Origin of the sequence: Klebsiella sp. ME-303, assembly GCF_007910085.1 — a bacterium.
GTDB lineage: Bacteria > Pseudomonadota > Gammaproteobacteria > Enterobacterales > Enterobacteriaceae > Klebsiella > Klebsiella michiganensis.
Genome location: NZ_VOJB01000091.1, coordinates 21734 through 42382, shown reverse-complemented (window position 1 = coordinate 42382; position 20649 = coordinate 21734). Strand labels below are relative to the sequence as shown.

At 54.1% G+C, this 20649-nt stretch carries 21 protein-coding genes; 4 read left to right on the top strand and 17 right to left on the bottom strand.

Going from position 1 to position 20649, the window contains the following annotated elements; all coding sequences use genetic code 11:
* From FQK12_RS28015 to mdh, 8 genes are all read right to left on the bottom strand, one after another.
* A partial coding sequence (locus FQK12_RS28015) for a hypothetical protein (protein ID WP_370380338.1) occupies positions 1–61 on the bottom strand: 61 nt, incomplete at its 3' end.
* Between the two features lie 15 nt (positions 62–76).
* Positions 77–328: an oxaloacetate decarboxylase subunit gamma gene (locus FQK12_RS20935; RefSeq protein ID WP_038423748.1), complete on the bottom strand. Its 252-nt coding sequence runs from the start codon at positions 326–328 to the stop codon at positions 77–79.
* Positions 329–484: 156 nt separating this feature from the next.
* Positions 485–1102, bottom strand: coding sequence for a L(+)-tartrate dehydratase subunit beta (gene ttdB / locus FQK12_RS20930; RefSeq protein ID WP_014227006.1), 618 nt, complete (start codon positions 1100–1102; stop codon positions 485–487).
* On the bottom strand, positions 1102–2001 hold the full coding sequence (gene ttdA / locus FQK12_RS20925; RefSeq protein WP_014227007.1) for a L(+)-tartrate dehydratase subunit alpha: 900 nt from the start codon (positions 1999–2001) through the stop codon (positions 1102–1104). The genes ttdB and ttdA overlap by 1 nt, the downstream gene beginning before the upstream one ends.
* Before the next feature lie 32 nt (positions 2002–2033).
* On the bottom strand, positions 2034–3302 hold the full coding sequence (locus tag FQK12_RS20920; RefSeq protein WP_014227008.1) for an SLC13 family permease: 1269 nt from the start codon (positions 3300–3302) through the stop codon (positions 2034–2036).
* Positions 3303–3511: 209 nt separating this feature from the next.
* Positions 3512–4177 carry a GntR family transcriptional regulator gene (locus FQK12_RS20915; protein ID WP_014227009.1) on the bottom strand — a complete coding sequence of 222 codons (666 nt, stop codon included), beginning with the start codon at positions 4175–4177 and terminating at the stop codon, positions 3512–3514.
* On the bottom strand, positions 4149–4793 hold the full coding sequence (locus FQK12_RS20910; protein WP_014227010.1) for a GntR family transcriptional regulator: 645 nt from the start codon (positions 4791–4793) through the stop codon (positions 4149–4151). The genes FQK12_RS20915 and FQK12_RS20910 overlap by 29 nt, the downstream gene beginning before the upstream one ends.
* 131 nt (positions 4794–4924) lie before the next feature.
* The gene (gene mdh, locus FQK12_RS20905) at positions 4925–5863 is read right to left on the bottom strand and encodes a malate dehydrogenase (protein WP_014227011.1); all 939 of its coding nucleotides are present in this window, start codon (positions 5861–5863) and stop codon (positions 4925–4927) included.
* A 413-nt stretch (positions 5864–6276) separates the two neighbouring features.
* On the opposite strand from mdh, the gene argR reads away from it, so the two are divergent.
* From argR to yhcN-B, 3 genes are all read left to right on the top strand, one after another.
* Positions 6277–6747, top strand: a complete 471-nt coding sequence (gene argR, locus FQK12_RS20900) for a transcriptional regulator ArgR (protein WP_004106225.1) — start codon at positions 6277–6279, stop codon at positions 6745–6747.
* A gap of 353 nt (positions 6748–7100) precedes the next feature.
* Positions 7101–7364: a peroxide/acid stress response protein YhcN gene (gene yhcN / locus FQK12_RS20895; RefSeq protein WP_004106226.1), complete on the top strand. Its 264-nt coding sequence runs from the start codon at positions 7101–7103 to the stop codon at positions 7362–7364.
* A gap of 102 nt (positions 7365–7466) precedes the next feature.
* Complete coding sequence (yhcN-B, locus tag FQK12_RS20890) at positions 7467–7733, top strand: DUF1471 family stress response protein YhcN-B (protein WP_004106229.1); 267 nt, start codon at positions 7467–7469, stop codon at positions 7731–7733.
* Between the two features lie 50 nt (positions 7734–7783).
* Here yhcN-B and FQK12_RS20885 read toward each other — a convergent pair whose 3' ends face one another.
* From FQK12_RS20885 to aaeX, 4 genes are all read right to left on the bottom strand, one after another.
* On the bottom strand, positions 7784–8059 hold the full coding sequence (locus tag FQK12_RS20885; protein WP_004854654.1) for a barstar family protein: 276 nt from the start codon (positions 8057–8059) through the stop codon (positions 7784–7786).
* 139 nt (positions 8060–8198) lie between these two features.
* Entirely contained in the window at positions 8199–10166 is a 1968-nt protein-coding gene (gene aaeB / locus FQK12_RS20880; RefSeq protein WP_014227012.1) for a p-hydroxybenzoic acid efflux pump subunit AaeB, read from the bottom strand.
* Positions 10167–10171: 5 nt separating this feature from the next.
* The gene (gene aaeA / locus FQK12_RS20875; RefSeq protein WP_004854657.1) at positions 10172–11104 is read right to left on the bottom strand and encodes a p-hydroxybenzoic acid efflux pump subunit AaeA; all 933 of its coding nucleotides are present in this window, start codon (positions 11102–11104) and stop codon (positions 10172–10174) included.
* A gap of 7 nt (positions 11105–11111) precedes the next feature.
* Positions 11112–11315: a p-hydroxybenzoic acid efflux pump operon protein AaeX gene (aaeX, locus tag FQK12_RS20870; protein ID WP_002918640.1), complete on the bottom strand. Its 204-nt coding sequence runs from the start codon at positions 11313–11315 to the stop codon at positions 11112–11114.
* A gap of 131 nt (positions 11316–11446) precedes the next feature.
* Here aaeX and aaeR point away from each other — a divergent pair, with 131 nt between their 5' ends.
* The gene (aaeR, locus tag FQK12_RS20865; RefSeq protein ID WP_004854659.1) at positions 11447–12376 is read left to right on the top strand and encodes an HTH-type transcriptional activator AaeR; all 930 of its coding nucleotides are present in this window, start codon (positions 11447–11449) and stop codon (positions 12374–12376) included.
* On the opposite strand, the gene fucR is transcribed toward aaeR, so the two are convergent.
* The 5 genes from fucR to FQK12_RS20840 all read right to left on the bottom strand — a co-directional run bounded on the left by fucR (position 12373) and on the right by FQK12_RS20840 (position 20642).
* Positions 12373–13119 (bottom strand): L-fucose operon activator, encoded by a 747-nt coding sequence (fucR, locus tag FQK12_RS20860; protein ID WP_014227013.1) that lies wholly within the window; start codon positions 13117–13119, stop codon positions 12373–12375. The genes aaeR and fucR overlap by 4 nt on opposite strands.
* A 58-nt stretch (positions 13120–13177) precedes the next feature.
* Positions 13178–14623, bottom strand: a complete 1446-nt coding sequence (gene tldD, locus FQK12_RS20855; protein ID WP_004854666.1) for a metalloprotease TldD — start codon at positions 14621–14623, stop codon at positions 13178–13180.
* 88 nt (positions 14624–14711) lie between these two features.
* Positions 14712–18509, bottom strand: coding sequence for an AsmA2 domain-containing protein YhdP (yhdP, locus tag FQK12_RS20850; RefSeq protein WP_014227014.1), 3798 nt, complete (start codon positions 18507–18509; stop codon positions 14712–14714).
* 79 nt (positions 18510–18588) lie between these two features.
* Positions 18589–20058: a ribonuclease G gene (gene rng / locus FQK12_RS20845; RefSeq protein WP_004125826.1), complete on the bottom strand. Its 1470-nt coding sequence runs from the start codon at positions 20056–20058 to the stop codon at positions 18589–18591.
* A gap of 2 nt (positions 20059–20060) precedes the next feature.
* The gene (locus FQK12_RS20840; protein ID WP_014227015.1) at positions 20061–20642 is read right to left on the bottom strand and encodes a Maf family protein; all 582 of its coding nucleotides are present in this window, start codon (positions 20640–20642) and stop codon (positions 20061–20063) included.
* Positions 20643–20649: the final 7 nt, after the last annotated feature.

Genomic DNA, 20649 nt, shown 5'->3' with positions numbered 1-20649 from the left:
GGGTGGCGAAAAGGGACTGGTGGGCGTCGCGCAGGACGACATCGGTAATGGCAACGGTCATGGATTCCTCCGTGAATTAAGGGTTAAGTCGGCGATGGTGGTGGATAGCGGCGGCAATCACCGGCTTTAAGCGGGCGAAGTCGTCAGCGGGCGCTACGGCGGCGGGTGCGGCCTTCGGCGCGGGAGCCGGTTCCGGGAAGAAGCGGTTGACGGCGGCGGACATGCCGCGGATGGCGAAAATCAGCAGAAACAGAAACGCCAGCACGAACCCCATGCCGAGAAACATCAGGGTGAAGCCTTCACCTAATAGCAGTGCTGCATCAGTCATAAAATAGCCTTCAGGCAGGAGGCACGATAATGGTGCTATTTATGACGAAGAAATAACAAGGGTGGATTTCCCTGAGCCGCCCCCGGCCAGAACCCTTGGTTATTATTATCGTCATAACGCATTACCACCATTACCGTGCAATTTACGTAATCAGGTTTATTTGATGAAACTTACGTTCTGGCATATTTCATCAGCGACAATCTCTTTACGCTGATTGAAAATAACTTTGTTCTGTTCAAACAGGTTATTACCATGAGTATCAATAGAAACAATTAACGGGCCAAACTCTTTCACCCGACATACCCACAGCGTTTCCGGCATCCCCAGATCGCGCCACTGCGCATCTTCAATTTCTTCCACGCACACCGCGGCTACTACCGCGCAGCCGGCCGGGAATACGCAGTGCAGCGCTTTATGCTCCGCGCAGCCCTCTTCAGTGCCCTTCCCCATACCGCCTTTACCAACAATTAATTTCACGCCGGTCTTTGCAATAAATTCTTTTTCGAATTTTTCCATGCGCATGCTGGTCGTTGGTCCGACGGAGACCATTTCAAACTTATCGTCTTCGCCTTTAATCGGACGGACAATAGGCCCGGCGTGTAAAATAGCGCCGCCGCTAACATCAACGGGTAATTCACGGCCACCTTCAATTAAGCGACGGTGCGCCACATCACGGCAGGTAACAATATGGCCATTGAGATAAATAATATCGCCAGCTTTAATATCGGCTAAATCTTCATCTTTAATTGGCGTAGTAAGGATTTTTTTCGTCATCAGAAATTCACTCCGCTGTGAGACATAATGGTGTAGTTCAAGTCTTTATCAAAAACGATATGCCCTTTCCGGTGCGACCAGCAGCCCACGTTCACCGCCACCCCAATGGTGGAAGGATGACGCGCGGTGTTTTCAATATTCACGCCCATAACGGAGGTATTACCGGACATCCCCTGCGGCCCAAGGCCAATTTTGTTAATACCGTCTTCCAGCATTTTTTCCAGCGAGGCCGCACGTTCATTTTCATTATGCGAACCGATCGGACGCATCAGCGCTTTTTTCGACAGCAGCGCCGCCGTTTCAACGGAGGTCGCCACGCCCACGCCGACCAGCAGCGGCGGACACGCGTTCAAACCGTAGCTGGTCATCACGTCGAGAACAAAGCGGGTAACACCTTCATAACCCGCGCCCGGCATCAGCACCATCGCTTTCCCCGGCAGGGAACAGCCGCCGCCAGCCATATAGGTATAAATGCTGCACTGGTCAGAATTGGGGACAATCTCCCAGAACACCGTCGGCGTGCCTTTACCCACGTTTTTGCCGGTATTGTATTCATCAAAAGTCTCAACGCTGTTGTGGCGCAGCGGGGAATCCACGGTCGCTTTAATCACCGCTTCACGCAGCAGCGCTTCCAGCTCGCCGATCAGCGGGAAGTTAGCCCCGCACTCCACCAGAAACTGAATCACGCCGGTATCCTGGCAGGAAGGGCGATCCAGCTCCTTTGCCAGACGCTGGTTCTCAATCATGGTCGTAAAGATAACGTCAGCCAGTTTACTGGTCTCTTTCTTATGCAAATCTTCCAGTTTTGCAGTGACGTCATCAGGTAAGACTTTGCCGGTATACCCCACAAATTTGGCCATCACATTGGTCATATGGGATATCTGTTCACTTTTGCTCATACAGGCTCCTTAGTCAGGACAGCTTCCGTTCATTACGGATGAAAAGGGAAAAGGATTGGCAGCAGAATCAGGCTGACAATGGTGGAAACGATAATCAGAGGGATGCCGGATTTGGCGTAGTCGACAAACTTATAGCCACCTGCCGACAGCACCATCATGTTGGCAGGCATACCGATTGGCGTAGCGTAGGCGCAAGAACTGCCAATAACCGTCGCCATTAGCACCGCACGAGGATCGGCGCCCATGCCCGCGGCAATCGACAGGCTCACCGGTACTAACAGCGCGACGGTCGCGGTGTTGGACATGAAGTTAGTCATAATGATGGACAGCGCAAAGACCACCACCAGCAGCATAAACGGCGAAGAGTTTTGCCCCAGCATGCCAATCACGTGATCCGCCACCAGTTTTCCCGCCCCGGTCATTTCCAGCGCTTTCGCCAGCGCCAGCGTGCCGCCGAAGATAAAAATGGTCTGAGAATCTATGGCTTTATAGGCCTGCTTTTCTGTAAGTACGCCGGTAACCACCAGCACCAGCGCGCCGATACAGCCCGCTACCGCCAGACTCACACCGGTCTGCTTTTCGAAAATCATGCCGAGGATCGTGGCGATCAGAACAACCAAAGAGAGGATTTGCTTCCAGCGCGGAACGTGGCTGTAATCGCGCTGTTCACCGATGCTGCCAACTGCACCGCTGTTCGGGTGATTGGGCAGGAATTTATAGCCGATGGTCAGGAAGTAAATAACGCCGCAAATCAGCATCGGTAAACCGACTTTGGCATATTCAAAAAAGCCAAAACCGCTGCCAATATTCTGCAAAGCTGACTGCGCAATCAGGTTGCCCGGCGCGCCAATCAACGACAGGTTACCGCCGAGCGCGGCGGCAAAAACCAGCGGCATCAGCAACCGGGAACGGGCAAAGCCTGATTTCGCCGCCACGCCGATAACGACCGGGATCAGTACGGCTGCGGTACCGGTATTGGAGAGAAAACCGGACATCACGCCAACCACAACCATAATGGTAAAAATCAGCTGTTTTTCCGTTTTCGCGAAGCGCGTAATCACGCCCCCCACCTTATTCGCCATTCCGGTTTCAAATAGCGCCCCGCCGACGATAAACATGGCGACGAAGAGAATAACGTTGGTGTCGATAAAGCCGGCGAAAGCCTGCTTGAGATTGAGCACGCCGGTGAGCACCAGCACGACGCAAACCACCATAGACGTGACCGCAAGGGGGATTTTTTCCCACACGAACATGGCGATAGCAAACACCAGCAAACATAGGGTAATGGTAATCGGTTCCATATTTATAGTTATCCCATCAATGATATATGATATTGTATCCAATATTGACGAGGGGAAATTATTCCCATACAAAGAGTAAGTCAACGCGTTTTTTTCGAAAGCTTCAGGATTGAGATCTTTATCAAAATCTCGCGAAAGCAGTCACTTATCGAAACTTATTTATGAAATGAATAAGTAAGACGCCTGCAGCGATCCTACAGGCGATGCGATCAAGCGGAGGGTTCTTCGACGTAGCGCGTTAGCATGTTCTCCATCGAACGGATGATATGCTCGCGCATTCGCTGGCGCGCCAGCGCTTCATTATGCTGCTCCAGGGCCTGTAAAATCCCCTTGTGCTCGCGGATGGAAATGATCGCGTACTCTTCCTCAGTGACCTTATGCCCCATCGAAAGCCCGTTCCACATATTGCTGAGCAGCAGCTTCATTTTGCCATTTCCCGCCGCGTTCCATATCTCCATATGAAACGCCTGGTTCAGGTCTGAATATTCAGCTGAGTTATTTTCCGCCAGCGCTTTTTCCGCAGAGTAATGCACTTCGGCAATGCGCGAAATGTCCGTCCCGGGACGGCACGCTTTAGCGACTGCTTCACTCTCCAGCAGCGCGCGAATCTCATAATGCTCGCGGATCGTTTGTTCGTTAATTCCCAGCACGACCGCCCCTTTATTGGGCCGGACTTTAATCAGCCCATCCGCAGCCAGTATCTGAAATGCTTCACGCACGGGCATACTGGACACGCCGACCATGGTGGCGATCCCTTCAAGGGTAATTTCTTGCCCTTCAACTAAATCTCGCGACAGTATAGCTTTACGTAATACTGCCGCGACCTGCTCTTTCGCTGAAAGAAGCTTAATTTTCCCTAATCGAGGCTTCTGCACTTTCCCAATCCTTCATGTGTTGACGCATTATTTCTGCCAGAGAGAGGAAATAACGCTGCGTTTCCTGCGCGATCTCGGCGCGATCGCCCTGACGAATAGCCTCCATCAGAGAGCTGAGTATTTGCGCCGACTCCTGATTATCCTCTTTCAGATACAGAATGACATAACCGATATAACCATCCAAAAACTGCTGATAAATTTTTTCCAGATAGCGATTATCAATATAAGAAATGAGCGTCTCGTGGAACGCCAGCTCTCGCGCTCGCTCACCGGGATGCCCCAGCGCGCGCGCGCTGGCCGCCAGCGATTCGCACGCCGCTGCGGGTACCAATGAAAAAAGCTCCGTTGCCATCACCGCAATGGCCCGGAAAATATGACTGACGTGGTCAGGCGCCAGCCTGGCGACCTGCATATGGCGGTTTGGCAAACGCACCAGAAACCCTTCCTGCTCAAGGGCCTGTAGCGCTTCCCGAACCGGCATACGAGAAAGCCCCAGCTGTTCCGCAATACTCTCCTGCGCGAGTTCATCCCCCGGTTTCATGCTACCGGAAAGGATCTCGTAACGGAGCATTTGCGTAATGTGGTCCCTGGTCTGCTTTCTTTCGATTTTTTTCACAACGTCCTCGTTTATTACCGCTCAAGACGCGGGGAGTTTAGCAGATTTACCAGCAGGTTGAGTCATTCAGGGGTGGGAGAAAGCCATAAAAAAGCCGGAACCCAGGCTCCGGCTTTTCTTTTCATGAAACGTTATTTATTCACAAAGTCTTCGCCAAGGGCGATATCTTTCTTCAGCGTATCCAGCATCCCCTCCAGCGCCTGCTGCTCAAACGCGCTCAGCGTGCCGATAGACTGACGCTGCTCTACGCCATTTTTGCCTAACAGCAGCGGCTGTGAGAAGAAACGGGCATATTGACCATCACCTTCAACGTAGGCGCATTCCACTACCCCTTTCTCTCCCTGCATGGCGCGAACTAAGGAGAGACCGAATCGCGCGGCGGCCTGTCCCATCGAGAGCGTTGCTGAGCCGCCACCGGCTTTTGCTTCCACAACTTCAGTACCGGCATTTTGAATGCGCTTAGTCAAATCGGCCACTTCCTGCTCGCTGAAGCTGACGCCCGGAATTTGTGACAATAAAGGAAGGATAGTCACGCCTGAGTGGCCGCCAATCACCGGAACCTCAACCTCTGATGAAGATTTGCCTTTCAGTTCGGCAACAAAGGTATTCGAGCGGATAATATCCAGCGTTGTAACGCCAAAGAGCTTGTTCTTATCGTAAACACCGGCTTTTTTCAGCACTTCTGCGGCAATCGCCACGGTGGTGTTCACCGGGTTGGTAATCACCCCGACGCAGGCCTGCGGACAGGTTTTGGCGATTTGCTGTACCAGATTTTTCACAATACCGGCATTAACATTGAATAAATCGGAGCGATCCATGCCGGGCTTACGCGCTACGCCCGCGGATATCAGCACCACATCAGCGCCTTCCAGCGCAGGGGTGGCGTCTTCGCCGGAAAAACCTTTGATTTTTACATCGGTAGGGATATGGCTTAGATCAACCGCCACGCCCGGGGTTACCGGAGCAATGTCGTACAACGAGAGTTCTGAACCTGAAGGCAGTTGGGTCTTAAGTAGTAGGGCAAGCGCCTGGCCAATTCCACCAGCGGCGCCGAGGACTGCAACTTTCATCCTAAACTCCTTATTATGGTTAAAATAGTCTTTCGTTACTCCGTCGCCTGGACCTTAATTCACAAGATGAACAATTACAATAATTATGGCTGAAGAATGCGTGGTCGTGCGCAGCGATGCAGCAGCTTCGCATTTTCCTCCCTGAGACTGACCATCCAGCAAAGCGTAGTACCGGATCGACTGTTGGTTACAATACACCCAGCGTATTGAGCAGAACAACATCATTTAATAACATTTCATTTACTTTTGTGGCAATTTGCGCGCCGTGACGAAAGCATGTTCCTTATTAGTGTTTTTTGCTAAAATATGCGCCCTTCATAACATTATTTACGCTTCTCCCCTGCGGATTATTTGCATAAAAATGCATGCTTATGCATAATGATGTTGTTTTTACCACCATAATTGGGTGACTTATGCGTAGTTCGGCAAAACAAGAAGAACTGGTTAAAGCGTTTAAAGCGCTGCTTAAAGAAGAGAAATTCAGCTCTCAAGGTGAAATCGTTCAGGCCCTGCAAGAGGAAGGCTTCGATAATATCAACCAATCGAAAGTCTCACGTATGCTCACCAAGTTTGGCGCCGTACGCACGCGTAACGCCAAAATGGAAATGGTTTACTGCCTGCCCGCCGAGCTTGGCGTCCCGACGACCTCCAGCCCGCTAAAAAACCTGGTGCTGGATATCGATTATAACGATTCGGTCGTGGTTATTCATACCAGCCCAGGCGCAGCGCAGCTGATCGCCCGGCTTCTGGACTCCCTTGGCAAAGCCGAAGGGATTCTCGGCAGCATTGCGGGTGATGACACTATCTTTACCACCCCGGCCAGAGGTTTTACCGTTAAAGAGCTGCATGACGCCATTCTCGTCCTGTTTGAGCAGGAACTCTGATGCCCTTCCCTCTGGTTAGCGCCAGAGGGTATCCCTTCAAAAAATTATCATTTCTTTAACATTTTGTGTGTTTTTCCGCTTCTATACATTCATTTACGTGATGAAACCGGCTTAAGCGCACAAAAGATCAAATTCACCTATCATTATGATTTTATTAGCAATAATGACCACACGTGGCGAAGAAAAGACATTTCTAATTCTTATATGTTATAAAAAAGACATTTCTTTGTAATTATTTACATGAAAAACAATTAGCAAGGTATTAATTTTTTCTGTGATTAGTGTATACTTGATTTTGTGATGAGGGTCACGAAACAAAGGCCCCAACAAAAAGATTCGACGAGGTGAACATCATGAAAATCAAAACCACTGTAGCAGCATTAAGCATCCTTTCCGTTCTGTCTTTTGGCGCCTTCGCCGCTGACTCTATCAACAGCGAACAGGCTCAAGGCCGTCAGGCAATCGGCACCGTTTCCGTCGGCGCGGTAAGTTCTTCCCCGATGGATATGCACGAAATGCTGAACAAAAAAGCACAAGAAGAAGGTGCTTCTTCCTACCGCATTATTGAAGCACGTACCGGTGACCACTGGCACGCAACGGCTGAACTTTATAAATAAGATTTAACGATTGTCGGTCATTAACTGAAACAGAATCTCTCCAGCGGCCCCAGGTTCATTAAGCCTCCCGCCGCTGCAAATATGAAGGTTGGAGAAAAAATTATGAAAAGCGCAATTATCATCGCATCCCTGGGTCTGGCTTCCGTTCTCTCTTTCGGCGCAAACGCCGCCGTTAATCAAGTGAACGCCGAACAGGCGCAAAATCTGCAGTCCATGGGCACCGTTTCCGTTTCTCAGGTAGGCAGCGCGCCGATGGATATGCGTCAGGAACTGGCGGCTAAAGCTGAGAAAGAAGGCGCCAGCAGCTACCGTATTATTGAAGCCCGTACCGGCGATAACTGGCACGCTACGGCTGAGCTGTACAAATAAACCCTCGTCGTCTTATCCGACGACTTGCCCCCGCTCCGTCGGGGGCTTTTTTATGACTGCCGCACATTAAAACGCAGCTCCCCTTCCAGCTCCTCTTCCGCCTCATCAAAGAGCAGAATTAACGCGCCGAAACGCCGCCGCTGATTATCGCTTAAATGAATAAACTCAATCTCCAGCGGTAAGGGTAACAGCCCGGCGGTCACGGCCTCCCACAGAGAATCCAGGTTATTCACTTTCTCACGCGCTAAAGCAAAGGTACGAGAAAACTCACGATAAAAATCCTGCTGCTCAGCTATTTCATCAAAATCAAAGGTATAGGTAGTCATTGCCCGCATCCCGTCCACACCTGCAACTTTTCATAGCCCGGTCATCCCGGCGTGTAGTTCCACTCTGACGGCGGAATTCATACTCTGAGCGTTAAGTATAGCGATAAAAAAACCGACGCTTCGGCGTCGGTTCTGGCGGTTAGCTGTTGGTTAACACATGCTGGTACTTATGCAGCATCTCCACCAGCCTGCGTACCGGCTCGGTCACCTGCGGAGAGGCTTCCCAATGCTGTAATTTTTGCTGGTAGATATCCAGTTCATCAAGCAAGCGGGCAAAATAGTAGCGGCGCTTATCATCACTACTGGCTGAAATGACGCGATCCGCGGTACGTCGCAGCTGCCGGTGAAAGGCCGACAGATCGTCATTTATCGGTACCGGCGCATCGCGCAGACGCTGATGCGCGATAATCAGGGTCAGCGCCAGACGAAAGCGGGCGATATCGCCAGGGAATTTATTCAGCAACAAAAAGAGCTGACGATACAGGGCCGGCAAGTGGTTCTCTTTACGTCGCGCCATATTGGTGGTCAGCGATGATACCGCCGCCGAGACAAACTGGTTGAGCAGCACGCGGCCGGTACGGGCCTGCGAATTATCACGAACCAGCAGGATCACCATCAGCGCAAGGAAGCATCCGACGATCTGGCCCAGGGCACTATCAAGAAACTGGTTGAATTCAAACTTCATCGGATTGTCGAGCACCAGAATATTAATGGTGCTGGCCAGCGCCCCCAGCGAGCCCAGCCGCCGCTTTTGTACCTCGATGCCGATAAAAAAGGCCATCACCGCCAGGCTGATACACAGCAGCAGCATACTTTGCTGCGTCGCGGGCATAATCACGAGGAAAAACAGCGCCCCCAGCGGTAACGCCGCCAACGTGCCGTAGAGGAAATCTATAGCTACCATCCGCGGATTAGGTAAACGCATCGCTAAGGCCGTGACAACCGCAATCATGACCATCGCCCCGCTTCCTGAAGTCCAGCCGGTCCACAGCCAGAACAGCGTACCGAGGATACAGGAGATAGACGTACGCCAAAAGTTGACCATCGCATGGTGCCGCTCGGCGGATTCCGCCTTCACCACCACTTCGCCTTGCAGCACTTCTTCTTCAATACGGCTGATTTTGGTATTGCCGACCACGCCCCGCTTCAAAAGCAGATAGCGCGTCGCAGCGCCTACCCAGCTGTAGATTGTTACCGGCGTATTGTGCTCTCCCTTCCAGGTCAAGAAGCGGCGCATCCGCTTTAGCTGGCGGTGCACGTCCTGCACGGTCTCGACCGGTTCAGCAAACAGCTCGCGGTAATCATCCGTCACCATCTCAGGCCGGGTATTCTGAATCAAATAGGTTTCACAGGCCTGAGTAATTAAGGTCAGAGAGAGGGTATTGATCGCCTTCAGCCGCTGATTCACTTTTGCCCAGCGCGAGGACTCCATGATCAAGTTGCCGCGCATCCCTTCCAGCCCGTTGGTACGACGCACCAGCGCGCTCCAGGCCTTATCGACGTCATCTTTATCACCATGCGCCACGCAAAGCTGCATCAGGCGATAGTGATCGATCAGCAGATTATCCAGTTCAAGGTCGATCTCTTTTTTAATCGAACGCGGAGAAAACAGCAGGTCGGCCACAATGGCGCTGACGATACCGATGACAATCTCACTGCATCGCTCAACGGCGAACTGCGGCGCCAGCATCGGCTCTTCATGAATAGTGATAATAATGATAAGCGCGGTATAGCCCGCCAGGCCCCAGGCATAGGAGTTCTCAACCCGCACCAGCGAGGAGATCCAGGTGCAGAATCCGGCCCACAGGCAGCATACCAGCACCATCAGCAGCGGGGCGCGGATCATCAGGATGATGATCGCCAGCGCGGCGATACAGCCGATAAAGGTGCCGGCGATACGCAGCATCCCGCGATAGCGGATCGCCCCGGAGTAAGGCTCCCCGCCTGCGGCAAACGCCGGGCCGGCAGCAACGATGGCGGCGGTAAGCACCGCCCAGCGCGGCGTTTCCAGCTGAAAATGAAAACCGACGAATAACGCCAGCACCACCGCGCAGGCTAACTTAACGGCGAAGCGGAGATGCCGGAGTTCGATGGTGAAGATCCCCATGGCGATTAACCGAACTCACGCAGGCGCATCGCCAGTTTCTGGAAGAAGTTTGCCTGGCGAGTATCGCGATCCTCTTTACCGGTAATCACCACCGTCGCGGTGGTACCCGCTGGCCAGAGATTGCCCTGCTGTTGATCGAGGCGAATACGTACCGGCACCCGCTGTGCCAGACGTACCCATTCAAGGTTAGAATCAATAGAGGCCAGCCCTTTTGAATCGCTGCTGCTGCTGGCATTGGTGACGCCTGCAGCAATGCTGTCGACGGTGCCCCTGAGGGTGTGTACGCTTCCCAGCGGGGTAATTTCAGCACGAAAACCGGGGCGCACGCCCTCAAGCTTGGTCTCTTCAAGATAGGCCATAACATAGAAGGTATTCTGCTTCACCAGCGCAACCGCGGTGGAGCCTCGGGTGATAAACTCGCCGCGGTAAACGTTCAGGTTGGTCACCCAGCCGTCGGCCGGGGCGCGAATCACCGTACGTTCAAGGTCAAGCTTCGCCAGGTCGCGACTTGCCGTCGCTTTGGCTAATTGATGCTCAACGGTTTGCAGAACGTTATTCGCCTGGTCTATCTCTTCCCGGGACATGGCCTGGACGCCAAGGCGGTTACGACGGCCGGCTTCGACGCGTTTCTCCTGCGCCAGAGTCTGATAGTAGGAGACATCGGCTTCAGCCTCGGCTAACGCCTTCTGGTAACGCGGCTGGTCAATGACGAACAAAACCTGGTCTTTCTTAACCAGTTGGTTATCCTTGATATTCACCTGCGAAATCAGGCCGGAGACATCGGGAGCGATGGCCACAATATCCGCACTAAAACGCGCATCGCGCGTCCAGGGCGAGGCGGTGTAATACACCCATGCGCGAAAAATCGCCATAAATGCAAGGATAACCAGTATCACAGTGATTGCGGTACGGAGGATATTTCTTGTTAGTGTTTTCACATCAACCTCAAACGAACAAACGTGATATCAGATAAAACAGGCAGCAATATAGCGCGGTATTAAACAGTGCCGGGTGCCAGACAAAATCATAGATGCCCGTTGGAACCAGCAGGCGGTGCACCAGCCAGAAGATGGCTAGCGACAATAGCAATTCAAAGAAGATCGGCGGAAACGACAAGCCGAAAATCACAATGACAGGAAACAGACTCATGATGACCTTGATAAGAAGCGTACAGGTGATATGCGCGATGCGTTTATTATTAAGCTAACTATATAGTAACGTAACAATTGCGGTCTTATCTATAATGTGTGATCTAAATCACTTTTAAGCCAGAGTGAATAATGGAACGATTAAAACGCATGTCCGTTTTTGCCAGAGTGGTCGAATTAGGTTCATTCACCGCCGCGGCCCGCCAGCTCCAGATGAGCGTTTCTTCCATCAGCCAGACGGTAGCCAAACTGGAAGATGAACTGCAGGTTAAGCTGCTCAACCGCAGTACGCGCAGCCTTGGCTTAACAGAAGCGGGAAAAATATATTATCAAGGCTGTCGGCGAATGCTGTTCGAAGTCCAGGATGTCCATGAACAGCTGTACGCGTTTAACAATACGCCCATCGGTACGCTGCGCATCGGCTGTTCTTCAACTATGGCACAGAATGTCCTGGCTCGCATAACCGCCGATATGCTCAAAGAGCACCCGGGTCTCTCAATCAATCTGGTCACAGGCATTCCCGCGCCGGACCTGATTGCGGACGGCCTGGATGTGGTTATTCGCGTGGGAGCGCTGCAGGATTCCAGCCTCTTTTCCCGCCGCCTGGGCTCCATGCCGATGGTGCTCTGCGCGGCAAAAAGCTACCTTCAGCACGCCGGATGTCCGGAAAAACCGGCGGATCTCGCCAGCCACTCGTGGCTGGAATACAGCGTCCGGCCGGATAACGAATTTGAAATCATCGCTCCGGAAGGGATTTCAACCAAGCTGATCCCTCAGGGCAGATTCGTCACCAACGATCCGATGACGCTGGTGCGCTGGCTGACGGCAGGCGTCGGCGTGGCTTACGTTCCGCTGATGTGGGCGATCGAAGAGATCAACCGCGGCGAACTGGAGATCCTGCTGCCGAGCTACCAGTCCGATCCGCGACCGGTATACGCGCTGTATACCGAGAAAGATAAGCTACCGCTGAAGGTACAGGTATGCATTAATTACCTGACTGAGTATTTCGTCGGGGTGGCGAAGATTTACCAGGGGATGCACGGCCGGGGGATTGCCCGCTAGCGGCCCGAGCCCGCCACAGAGGGTAAGAACAGATTATCGGGCCCGGCATCGGAAATAATCTGCGTTACGTCGCGGAGATTGCCGATACGCACCTCCCCGGAACGATCAAATTTGCTTTTGTCGATTAATAATAGCGACTGCGCCGCACGTTTCAGAAGCAGCGATTTGTAGGCGGCATTATTGGCGCTCGAATCCCAGAGTACGCCATCGTTATCGATCCCCTCGCAGGAAAAAATAAACAGATCGATCTCCAGCGATTTGACCTGAGAAAACAGCGCCGGATTAACATAATAGCCATACTGACGCAGGAGCTGCCCCCCGGCGCTGATCAGCTGGATCCGCTCACGGCGGCCCAGCTCTACGCAGACCGGATGGCTATTGGTAAACACCGTCAGGGTCATATTCGGTAGCTGACGCGCCAGAAACCAGCAGGTTGAGCTGGCATCCAGGGCGATCGTCATCCCTTCATCAATCCACGCCAGCGCCGTACGCGCGATATCAGATTTATGGGCATAATGGCTTTTCACGCGGCGCTGAAAAGGCTTCTCGCCGTTGTGATTGTTACGCTGGAGAACGCGCGCCTGCCCGTGGCTACGCTGAATACGCCCCTGCTTCTGCAGCTCGCTCAAATCGCGACGAATGGTCTCGATACTGACCTGCAGCAGATGGGACAACGCTTCGGTGGTTAAGGTGTGATGCTGGTTGAGTAGTTCGACTATCTGCTGCTGACGCGCGGCTTTCATCGCGACTCCGCGGAGGTGATTTGCGCTTTCGCCGCGGGCGAAAGCGCATTGAGAAGTATCAGGCAGTACCGCCGACGGTGAGTTTATCCACTTTGAGCGTAGGCTGACCGACGCCAACCGGTACGCTCTGGCCCTCTTTGCCGCAAACACCGACGCCGCTGTCCAGCTTCAGATCGTTCCCCACCATCGAAATCTGCTGCATCGCTTCGATACCTGAACCGATAAGCGTCGCGCCCTTCACCGCTTTGGTCACTTTACCTTTTTCAATCAGGTAGGCTTCAGACGTGGAGAAGACAAATTTCCCGGAGGTGATATCCACCTGACCGCCGCCGAAGTTCGGCGCGTAGATGCCGTAATCGACCGATTCGATAATCTCCTGCGGCGTAGATTTCCCCGCCAGCATGTAGGTGTTGGTCATACGCGGCATAGGCAGGTGCGCGTAGGATTCGCGACGACCGTTACCGGTTGGCGCCACGCCCATCAGCCTGGCGTTGAGCTTGTCCTGCATATAGCCTTTGAGAATGCCGTTTTCGATCAAAACGTTATACTGGCCCGGCGTGCCTTCATCATCAATGGCAAGGGAGCCGCGACGGTGAGCAATGGTGCCATCATCCACTACGGTGCACAGCTCAGAGGCCACCAGTTCGCCCATATGGCCGCTGAATACCGACGTCCCGCGACGGTTAAAGTCACCTTCCAGGCCGTGACCGACGGCTTCATGCAGCAGGACGCCAGGCCAGCCCGCGCCCAGCACAACCGGCAGCATCCCGGCAGGCGCCGCGACGGCGGTCAGGTTGACCAGCGCCATACGCACGGCTTCTCTCGCCCAAACATCCGCGCGAACGTCGCCATCCTGCGAGTCCAGGAAATAGTCGTAGCCAAAGCGGCCGCCGCCGCCGCTGGCGCCGCGCTCGCGTTTACCATCCTCTTCCACCAGCACGCTGACGGAAAGGCGAACCAGCGGGCGAACGTCCGCCGCCAGCGTGCCGTCGGTGGCGGCGACAAGAATTAACTCGTAGACGCCGGTCAGGCTGGCGGAAACTTCCTGCACCCGCTTATCGGCCGCGCGGGCGGTTTTATCCACCCGGCGCAGAATATCCAGCTTCTCTTCCCGGCTCATACTTTGCAGCGGATCGATGCTGGTATAGAGGGAACGATGTTCCACCCCGCCAAGGGTATGCACTTTACCATCCCCATGGTCGCGTACAATGGTGCGGGCCGCCTGTGCGCTCTGTTCCAGCGCCAGTCGACTAATCTGGTCAGCATAGGCAAAGCCGGTTTTTTCCCCGCTCACCGCGCGGACGCCAACGCCCTGGTCGATATTGTACGAACCATCTTTAATGATGCTGTCTTCAAGAACCCAGGACTCGTGATAGCTCGACTGAAAATAGAGATCGCCGTAATCCAGACGGCGCTCGGCCAGCTGGCCAAGAATGGTAAACAGATCCTGATGATTCAGGCCGTTTGCCGACAGTAATTGTTCACTTACCAGGTTCAGACTCATCGTTTTGCTACTCGTTTGTTGCCGCCTCAGGGGCGGAAATAAAAAAGGCTATCTATTGAGAGTGCGGTAATTACGCACAATCGTCAAATCATTGCTTTTTGTCGCTCCGCGCCTGGCGCAGCACTTCGTTAATTTGCGGCTGATCGATAGGACCGGTGATGCGATAGCGCAAAATAGAGACCTTGTTCCACAGCGGCCCCAGTACCTTACTGGCAGCAAAGACCGCGGCGCCGATAATCGGGTTAACGGCAAAGGCCGCGGCGACGCCCACGGTCGCAGAAATCTCCGGCGCGACCACGGCCTGCATATCCAGCTGACGACGCACGAGATCCACCGACCCCTTCATGGCGATATCCGCTTCCAGACCATCGACCAGCGTATCGTCGGTATGCAGAACGCCGTCTTTAATCCACGCCGTACTGCGAATGGAATCAAAGTAGAACCCTTCGCTGAACGTATCGCTAAAGTCGAAGCGCAGCTTGCGCAGGAGCGCGTCAACGCTCAACAAACGCAGAAGCTGGCCGGCATGACCGGTGCTGAGGTCGGTAAATTCGCCTTTTCCAAGACGGCTTTTGAGGATCCCATTAAGCGAGGCAACGTCGGGCTGCCACGGCGGCGCACGCCAGTGCAGGTCATAATCGATATCAAACGACGAACCTTTTACCGGCGTGGAGACGCCGAAGAAGTTCACGAAATCGTCAGTTTTATTACCGTGCAGCTTACCTTTCAAAGAGGTTCGTACGCCCGCCGGCGCGCTCACCCATACGCCATCGGTCGTCAGACGGCCAAAACCGGTATCGACCAGTCCGTTCGCCAGCGTCAGGGTATCGCCGCGAATATCAAAATCCCCTTCGATACGGCCATATTTTTGCCCCCACAGCCAGCACTCGGCGCAGCGAAGCTGAAGGTCCGGCCAGCCGTGGAAATCAATGTTGGTATCGGCCAGCGGGGCGCTGCTTTTTTCTGTCCCGCGGCTTTTCGCCGCCGTTGGGTTGTAGTAGAGATAGCGAATGGCCGCCAGCCACGGGGCGTTCTTCCGCATCGTCAGGGTTGCGTTGACTTCACGCCCCTGGGCTTCAATCTTCGTTCCCCCGGCATCGGGCCGGGAGACAAGGCTAACGTTATTCCAGCTCTGGCCCGCCATCGTTAACGCCGGCGTTCGCAGCGTGACCTGCTCCGGGAAGACGAGATTACTGCTGACGTCATTCGCCGCTCCGCCCTGGAACAGCGCCAGCCACTGCGCGCCATCCATCGGCGGCATATTCAGCTCCACGCCTGGCTGCTCGGGAAGCGGAGAAACGGCTTTACTGTCCGTGGTTAAAATAGCGCGGTCCAGGGTCAGCTTATGACCCAGCAGCCAGCGGCTATTAATATGGTTCTTCGCCCCCATTGAGCCGGCCAGATTAAAACTGCTTAAGCCGCCATCGACCTTAATTTTTACCGGCAACGGCTCCCCGGCCTGCTTATCTAACGGCGCAGGTAAGTGACTACTTACACTCTTCAGGTCAGCGTTGAGGTCAACCTTATAGGCCGCGCTACCGCGATACGGAAGCTCAATCGCGACTTTTCCGTCCCAGGGCACGCTGCCGCTCAGGGTGCCGTCCAGGGATTTCGGCAATAAACCGGTACGCGCAGGCTGCCAGCTGGCGTTCATCCCGACGTTCACGAGAAATGCTTTCGCGCCTTCGGTGGTCGAGAAATCAAGATTCAGCGGCTGATTAAACCAGCTCGCGCTCATCGGTTCGCTTTTCAGGTCGCCGTTTACAAAGCTGAATTTACCGCTCAGGTTGTGCAATGTGGTATCGATAGGCTTGATAAACAAGCTGTTATTGTTCAACCGGACATCACCTTTAGCGGTGGTCATCTCGCCATCCAGGGGGATATCAAGATGTAAGCGAGCGCTAACATTACCGTCCAGCTGGAGCTCATCCAGCGCCGCGCCCAGGGTCTCTTTCAGCGGCGTCTCGTTAAAATAAGGGCCAACCTCTTTACCCGGGCCGTTAACGTCGGCATCAATCAGCAGCTTTTCTCGCGAATAGTCGGGAATCACCGCATCGAGATTGCTGGCGGTCACGTTGCCGAGCATCGCCTTATCGGCCTTCATCCATAGCCCATCATTGATAAAGTTAAGGTCGATATTAAGCCCGGTAAGCGCGGGCCAGTCAGGCTGAAAGGCAAAGGTGGCGTTCTTGAGCGGCACCGTGACCTGGAATTGCCCCTCATTATGCTTGTACGGGAAAAGATGCGGGTTACCGCCATAAGCCAGCGTCGCATCGGTGGCCTGACCGCCTTTAATGGCTCCGCTGAGGTAATCCACCAGCGCTTTGCCCATCAGATTTTCCGGGAAGTAGCGCCAGGCCTGTCCGCCATCGTTGGTACTGATACCGGCCAGAATACCGAGCCAGGGTTCGTCGCCCTGCGGCTGCAGATAGCGGAACCCACCGCGAGCGCGAACGCCGGTAGCCTGTACGTCAATATCGCGACCATCGAGCATAAAACCCTTGTCATTCTTCACCCAACTGAGGGTCGCATCGCCTTTGGCGATCTCCAGCGGCGCGCGAAAGACCGTTTCGTAGGGCATTTTCGCCTGCGTCATGCTGGCATGCAGAGTACCGTTTTCTACGCTCCCGGCAATGTTGCCGGAGAAATGCTCAGCCCCTGGCAGCAGCTTCCACTGCTTCCAGGACATGTCGCTCCAGTCCGCCCGGAAGCGCGTTTTTTCCGCCATTTGCAGCGGAATATCCAGCGCCAGAAGATTGATTTTGCCGTCCGGCTGCGTCGTACGCCAGATTTCGCCCAGCGACGGAGCCAGTTTATCCGCCATCGGCTGCAACCCGGTCAGACCGCTAAGGTTAAGGTTGCTGGCGCGAATGCGCAGCTCATCGCTGCGTTGACCATTTTTTCCGTCCACATCCTGAGCCGGGATCCACGCCATCGACAGCGCGCCGCGCGGCCAGGGTTTGTCATCCATCGAGATGCGCGTATCAGGGATGTGAAAGCCCCAACTTTGATTATCGCGATAGATGTGCGCCGTCAGATTATCAACCGACAGATGGTGCTTCTCTTTATCGCCCTGCCAGCTGGCGCCGCCTTTTTTCAACCATACATCGCCGCTGGCGACATCGCCCTTGTCGATAGTCATCCAGCCTTCCAGGCTAAACCGCGCGCTCTGCAGGGCGATGTTGTCCTGCATCCAGCGCCCAAGCCACGGCTTAACGTCGATATCATCCGCCTGAAGCCAGACGCGCCCCTTATTGAGCAGGCCGTCTTCATCGCGCAGGTCCATTCGCACCTGCATCACGCCGTGCTGGCCGGTCAGGCTGCTGAGGCTAAGCTGCCCCTCCGCGCGATGGCGATTTTTACCGTTCAGCCAGGTAAGCTGCGGAATGGCGAGCTCCGCACGCTGGCCGGAGATGGTCAGAAAGCTCAGATGGCTATCGCGAAGAATAAAGTGATCGAACTGGCGGAGGAAAAGATCGCTGATACGGTCGGTTTTCAGCCCTTCACCGCTATTATTCGTTTGAATGGGGGTATTGGTATGAACCTGCAGCTGCCAGAAGGTCAGATCGCGAAACTGCCAGCGCATATGCAGCAGGCTTTGCCAGACGTCGAGCGCCAGGGTGACGCGTTTAGCGGAAAGCTCGCCGCCATCATTCAGGCCGGCCTTAACATCGCGGACATCAAGCGTCGGGCCAAAAGTCTGCCAGCTGGCGACAATATTTGAAGCATCGACCGGTACGCCGGCCATCGCGGAGACTTTTTCCAGCACCTGCGGACGCCAGCTGTTTAACTGCGGCAGAACGAGACGCAGACCGCTCACCAGCAGTGCGACGACAACAATCAATGTTGCCACGGTGAGCAGTAATATCCCGGGCAGTCGCCTCACGCATCTCTCCTTGTCAGCCTGTTACGCGTCATCCTTTTGCCCGCCTCTTTATCCCGACATCAGCAAGCAAAACGGATGATTACATCATTACTACATCAAACTGCTCTTGATTATAGAGCGGTTCAATTTGCACTTTGACCTGCTTACCGACAAAGATCTCGACTTCTGCCAGCGCGTGCGACTCTTCCCCTTTCAGCGTTTCCGCTACCGCAGGAGAAGCATAGACCAGGAACCGGTCGGAATCGTAGGCATGATGCACGCGCACGATCTCGCGCATGATTTCATAGCACACCGTTTCCACCGTTTTCACCGTACCGCGACCGTGGCAGGTAGGGCACTCATTACACAGCACATGCTCCACGCTTTCGCGAGTACGCTTGCGGGTCATCTCTACCAGCCCAAGCTGGGAGAAGCCGTTGATGCTGGTTTTAACCCGGTCTTTGCTCAGCGCCTGCTCAAGAGAGTGCAGCACCCGACGGCGGTGATCTTCATTATTCATATCAATGAAATCGATGATGATAATCCCACCGAGATTGCGCAGCCGCAGCTGGCGGGCAATCGCCTGGGTCGCCTCAATATTGGTATTAAAGATAGTATCGTCAAGATTACGGTGACCGACGAATGCCCCGGTGTTGATATCAACGGTGGTCATCGCTTCCGTTTGGTCAATGATCAGATAACCACCTGATTTCAGCTCAACTTTGCGTTCCAGAGCGCGCTGGATTTCATTTTCCACGTCAAAGAGATCGAAAATCGGCTGACGGCCGCTGTAGTGCTCCAGCTTGCTGGTCATCTCCGGAATATATTCGGCGGTAAACTCCAGCAGCGATTCGTAAGTCAGACGAGAGTCAACGCGAATCCGGTCAAGATGCGCATCGGCGAAATCACGCAGCACGCGCTGCGCCAGCGCCAGTTCGCCGTACATTTGATATCGGGTCTGCTGGCGCTTTTTGCGTTCCATCACTTTCGTCCAGACGCGCTTGAGATAGGCGGCATCAGCAGCCATCTCCTGCTCATGAACGCCTTCCGCCGCGGTACGGATAATGAATCCGCCCTGCTCGTCACAGTATTCAGAGACCACTTTTTTCAGGCGTTCACGTTCCGCTTCGCTTTCAATACGCTGAGAGACGCCGACGTGCGAAGCGCCGGGCATAAAAACCAGATAGCGAGAGGGAATAGTGATATCGGTGGTCAGGCGGGCGCCTTTGGTACCGAGGGGGTCTTTCACCACCTGCACCATTAAATCCTGCCCCTGGCGCACCAGCTCGGAGATATCGCGTACGGCGAACTGTTTTTGCTCTTCGCCCGCCACGCACTCGGTGTGCGGCATAATATCGGAAGCGTGCAGAAACGCGGCCTTATCCAGGCCAATATCTACAAAAGCCGCCTGCATTCCCGGCAGCACCCGACTGACACGACCCTTGTAGATATTGCCTACTATTCCGCGTCGCGCTTCACGCTCAATATGAATTTCCTGAAGAATACCGCCATCAATGTAAGCGACGCGCGTTTCTGATGGCGTTACGTTAACTAATAATTCAGCAGTCATCTTTATCCCTTTTCTTCACGCAGTGAGTTAAAGTTACTTAGCAACTCATACGTTTCCACCAGCGGTAAGCCAACGACGGCGTGATAGCTGCCATTTATCTTCCTGACGAAACAGCCACCCAACCCCTGAATACCGTATGCACCTGCTTTATCTAAAGGTTCGCCGCTGGCGACATAATCGGCGATATCCTGCCCTGAGAGCACGCGGAAAGTGACCTCCGTGACCACCAGGCAATCCAGCGTCTGCCGCTTATCAGCCAGCGCCACGGCGGTCATCACCTGATGAGTCTTTCCGGAAAGCATGCGTAGCATCTCGGCGGCGTGCCCGCCATCGCGCGGTTTTTCCAGCACTTCACCGTTAAGGATGACAATGGTATCCGCGCCTAAAACCGGGAGATCGCGCGGTGCCAGCGCGACGCCAGCCTGGGCCTTTTCGCGCGCCAGCCGGACCACATACTGCTGGGCGCTCTCCTGCGGGCGGCGCTGTTCCTCAATACCGGGAACCACGCGCTCAAAAGCGAGGCCAAGCTGTGTCAGCAGTTCCTGCCGACGCGGAGAACCTGAAGCAAGATACAGAATCGTCATATCAACC

Excerpts from the sequence above, each read along its gene's own strand:
- FQK12_RS20935 (WP_038423748.1), bottom strand. The coding sequence starts at position 328 with ATGACTGATGCAGCACTGCTATTAGGTGAAGGCTTCACCCTGATGTTT.
- ttdB (WP_014227006.1), bottom strand. The coding sequence starts at position 1,102 with ATGACGAAAAAAATCCTTACTACGCCAATTAAAGATGAAGATTTAGCC.
- ttdA (WP_014227007.1), bottom strand. The coding sequence starts at position 2,001 with ATGAGCAAAAGTGAACAGATATCCCATATGACCAATGTGATGGCCAAA.
- FQK12_RS20920 (WP_014227008.1), bottom strand. The coding sequence starts at position 3,302 with ATGGAACCGATTACCATTACCCTATGTTTGCTGGTGTTTGCTATCGCC.
- mdh (WP_014227011.1), bottom strand. The coding sequence starts at position 5,863 with ATGAAAGTTGCAGTCCTCGGCGCCGCTGGTGGAATTGGCCAGGCGCTT.
- argR (WP_004106225.1), top strand. The coding sequence starts at position 6,277 with ATGCGTAGTTCGGCAAAACAAGAAGAACTGGTTAAAGCGTTTAAAGCG.
- yhcN (WP_004106226.1), top strand. The coding sequence starts at position 7,101 with ATGAAAATCAAAACCACTGTAGCAGCATTAAGCATCCTTTCCGTTCTG.
- yhcN-B (WP_004106229.1), top strand. The coding sequence starts at position 7,467 with ATGAAAAGCGCAATTATCATCGCATCCCTGGGTCTGGCTTCCGTTCTC.
- FQK12_RS20885 (WP_004854654.1), bottom strand. The coding sequence starts at position 8,059 with ATGACTACCTATACCTTTGATTTTGATGAAATAGCTGAGCAGCAGGAT.
- aaeB (WP_014227012.1), bottom strand. The coding sequence starts at position 10,166 with ATGGGGATCTTCACCATCGAACTCCGGCATCTCCGCTTCGCCGTTAAG.
- aaeX (WP_002918640.1), bottom strand. The coding sequence starts at position 11,315 with ATGAGTCTGTTTCCTGTCATTGTGATTTTCGGCTTGTCGTTTCCGCCG.
- aaeR (WP_004854659.1), top strand. The coding sequence starts at position 11,447 with ATGGAACGATTAAAACGCATGTCCGTTTTTGCCAGAGTGGTCGAATTA.
- fucR (WP_014227013.1), bottom strand. The coding sequence starts at position 13,119 with ATGAAAGCCGCGCGTCAGCAGCAGATAGTCGAACTACTCAACCAGCAT.
- tldD (WP_004854666.1), bottom strand. The coding sequence starts at position 14,623 with ATGAGTCTGAACCTGGTAAGTGAACAATTACTGTCGGCAAACGGCCTG.
- rng (WP_004125826.1), bottom strand. The coding sequence starts at position 20,058 with ATGACTGCTGAATTATTAGTTAACGTAACGCCATCAGAAACGCGCGTC.
- FQK12_RS20840 (WP_014227015.1), bottom strand. The coding sequence starts at position 20,642 with ATGACGATTCTGTATCTTGCTTCAGGTTCTCCGCGTCGGCAGGAACTG.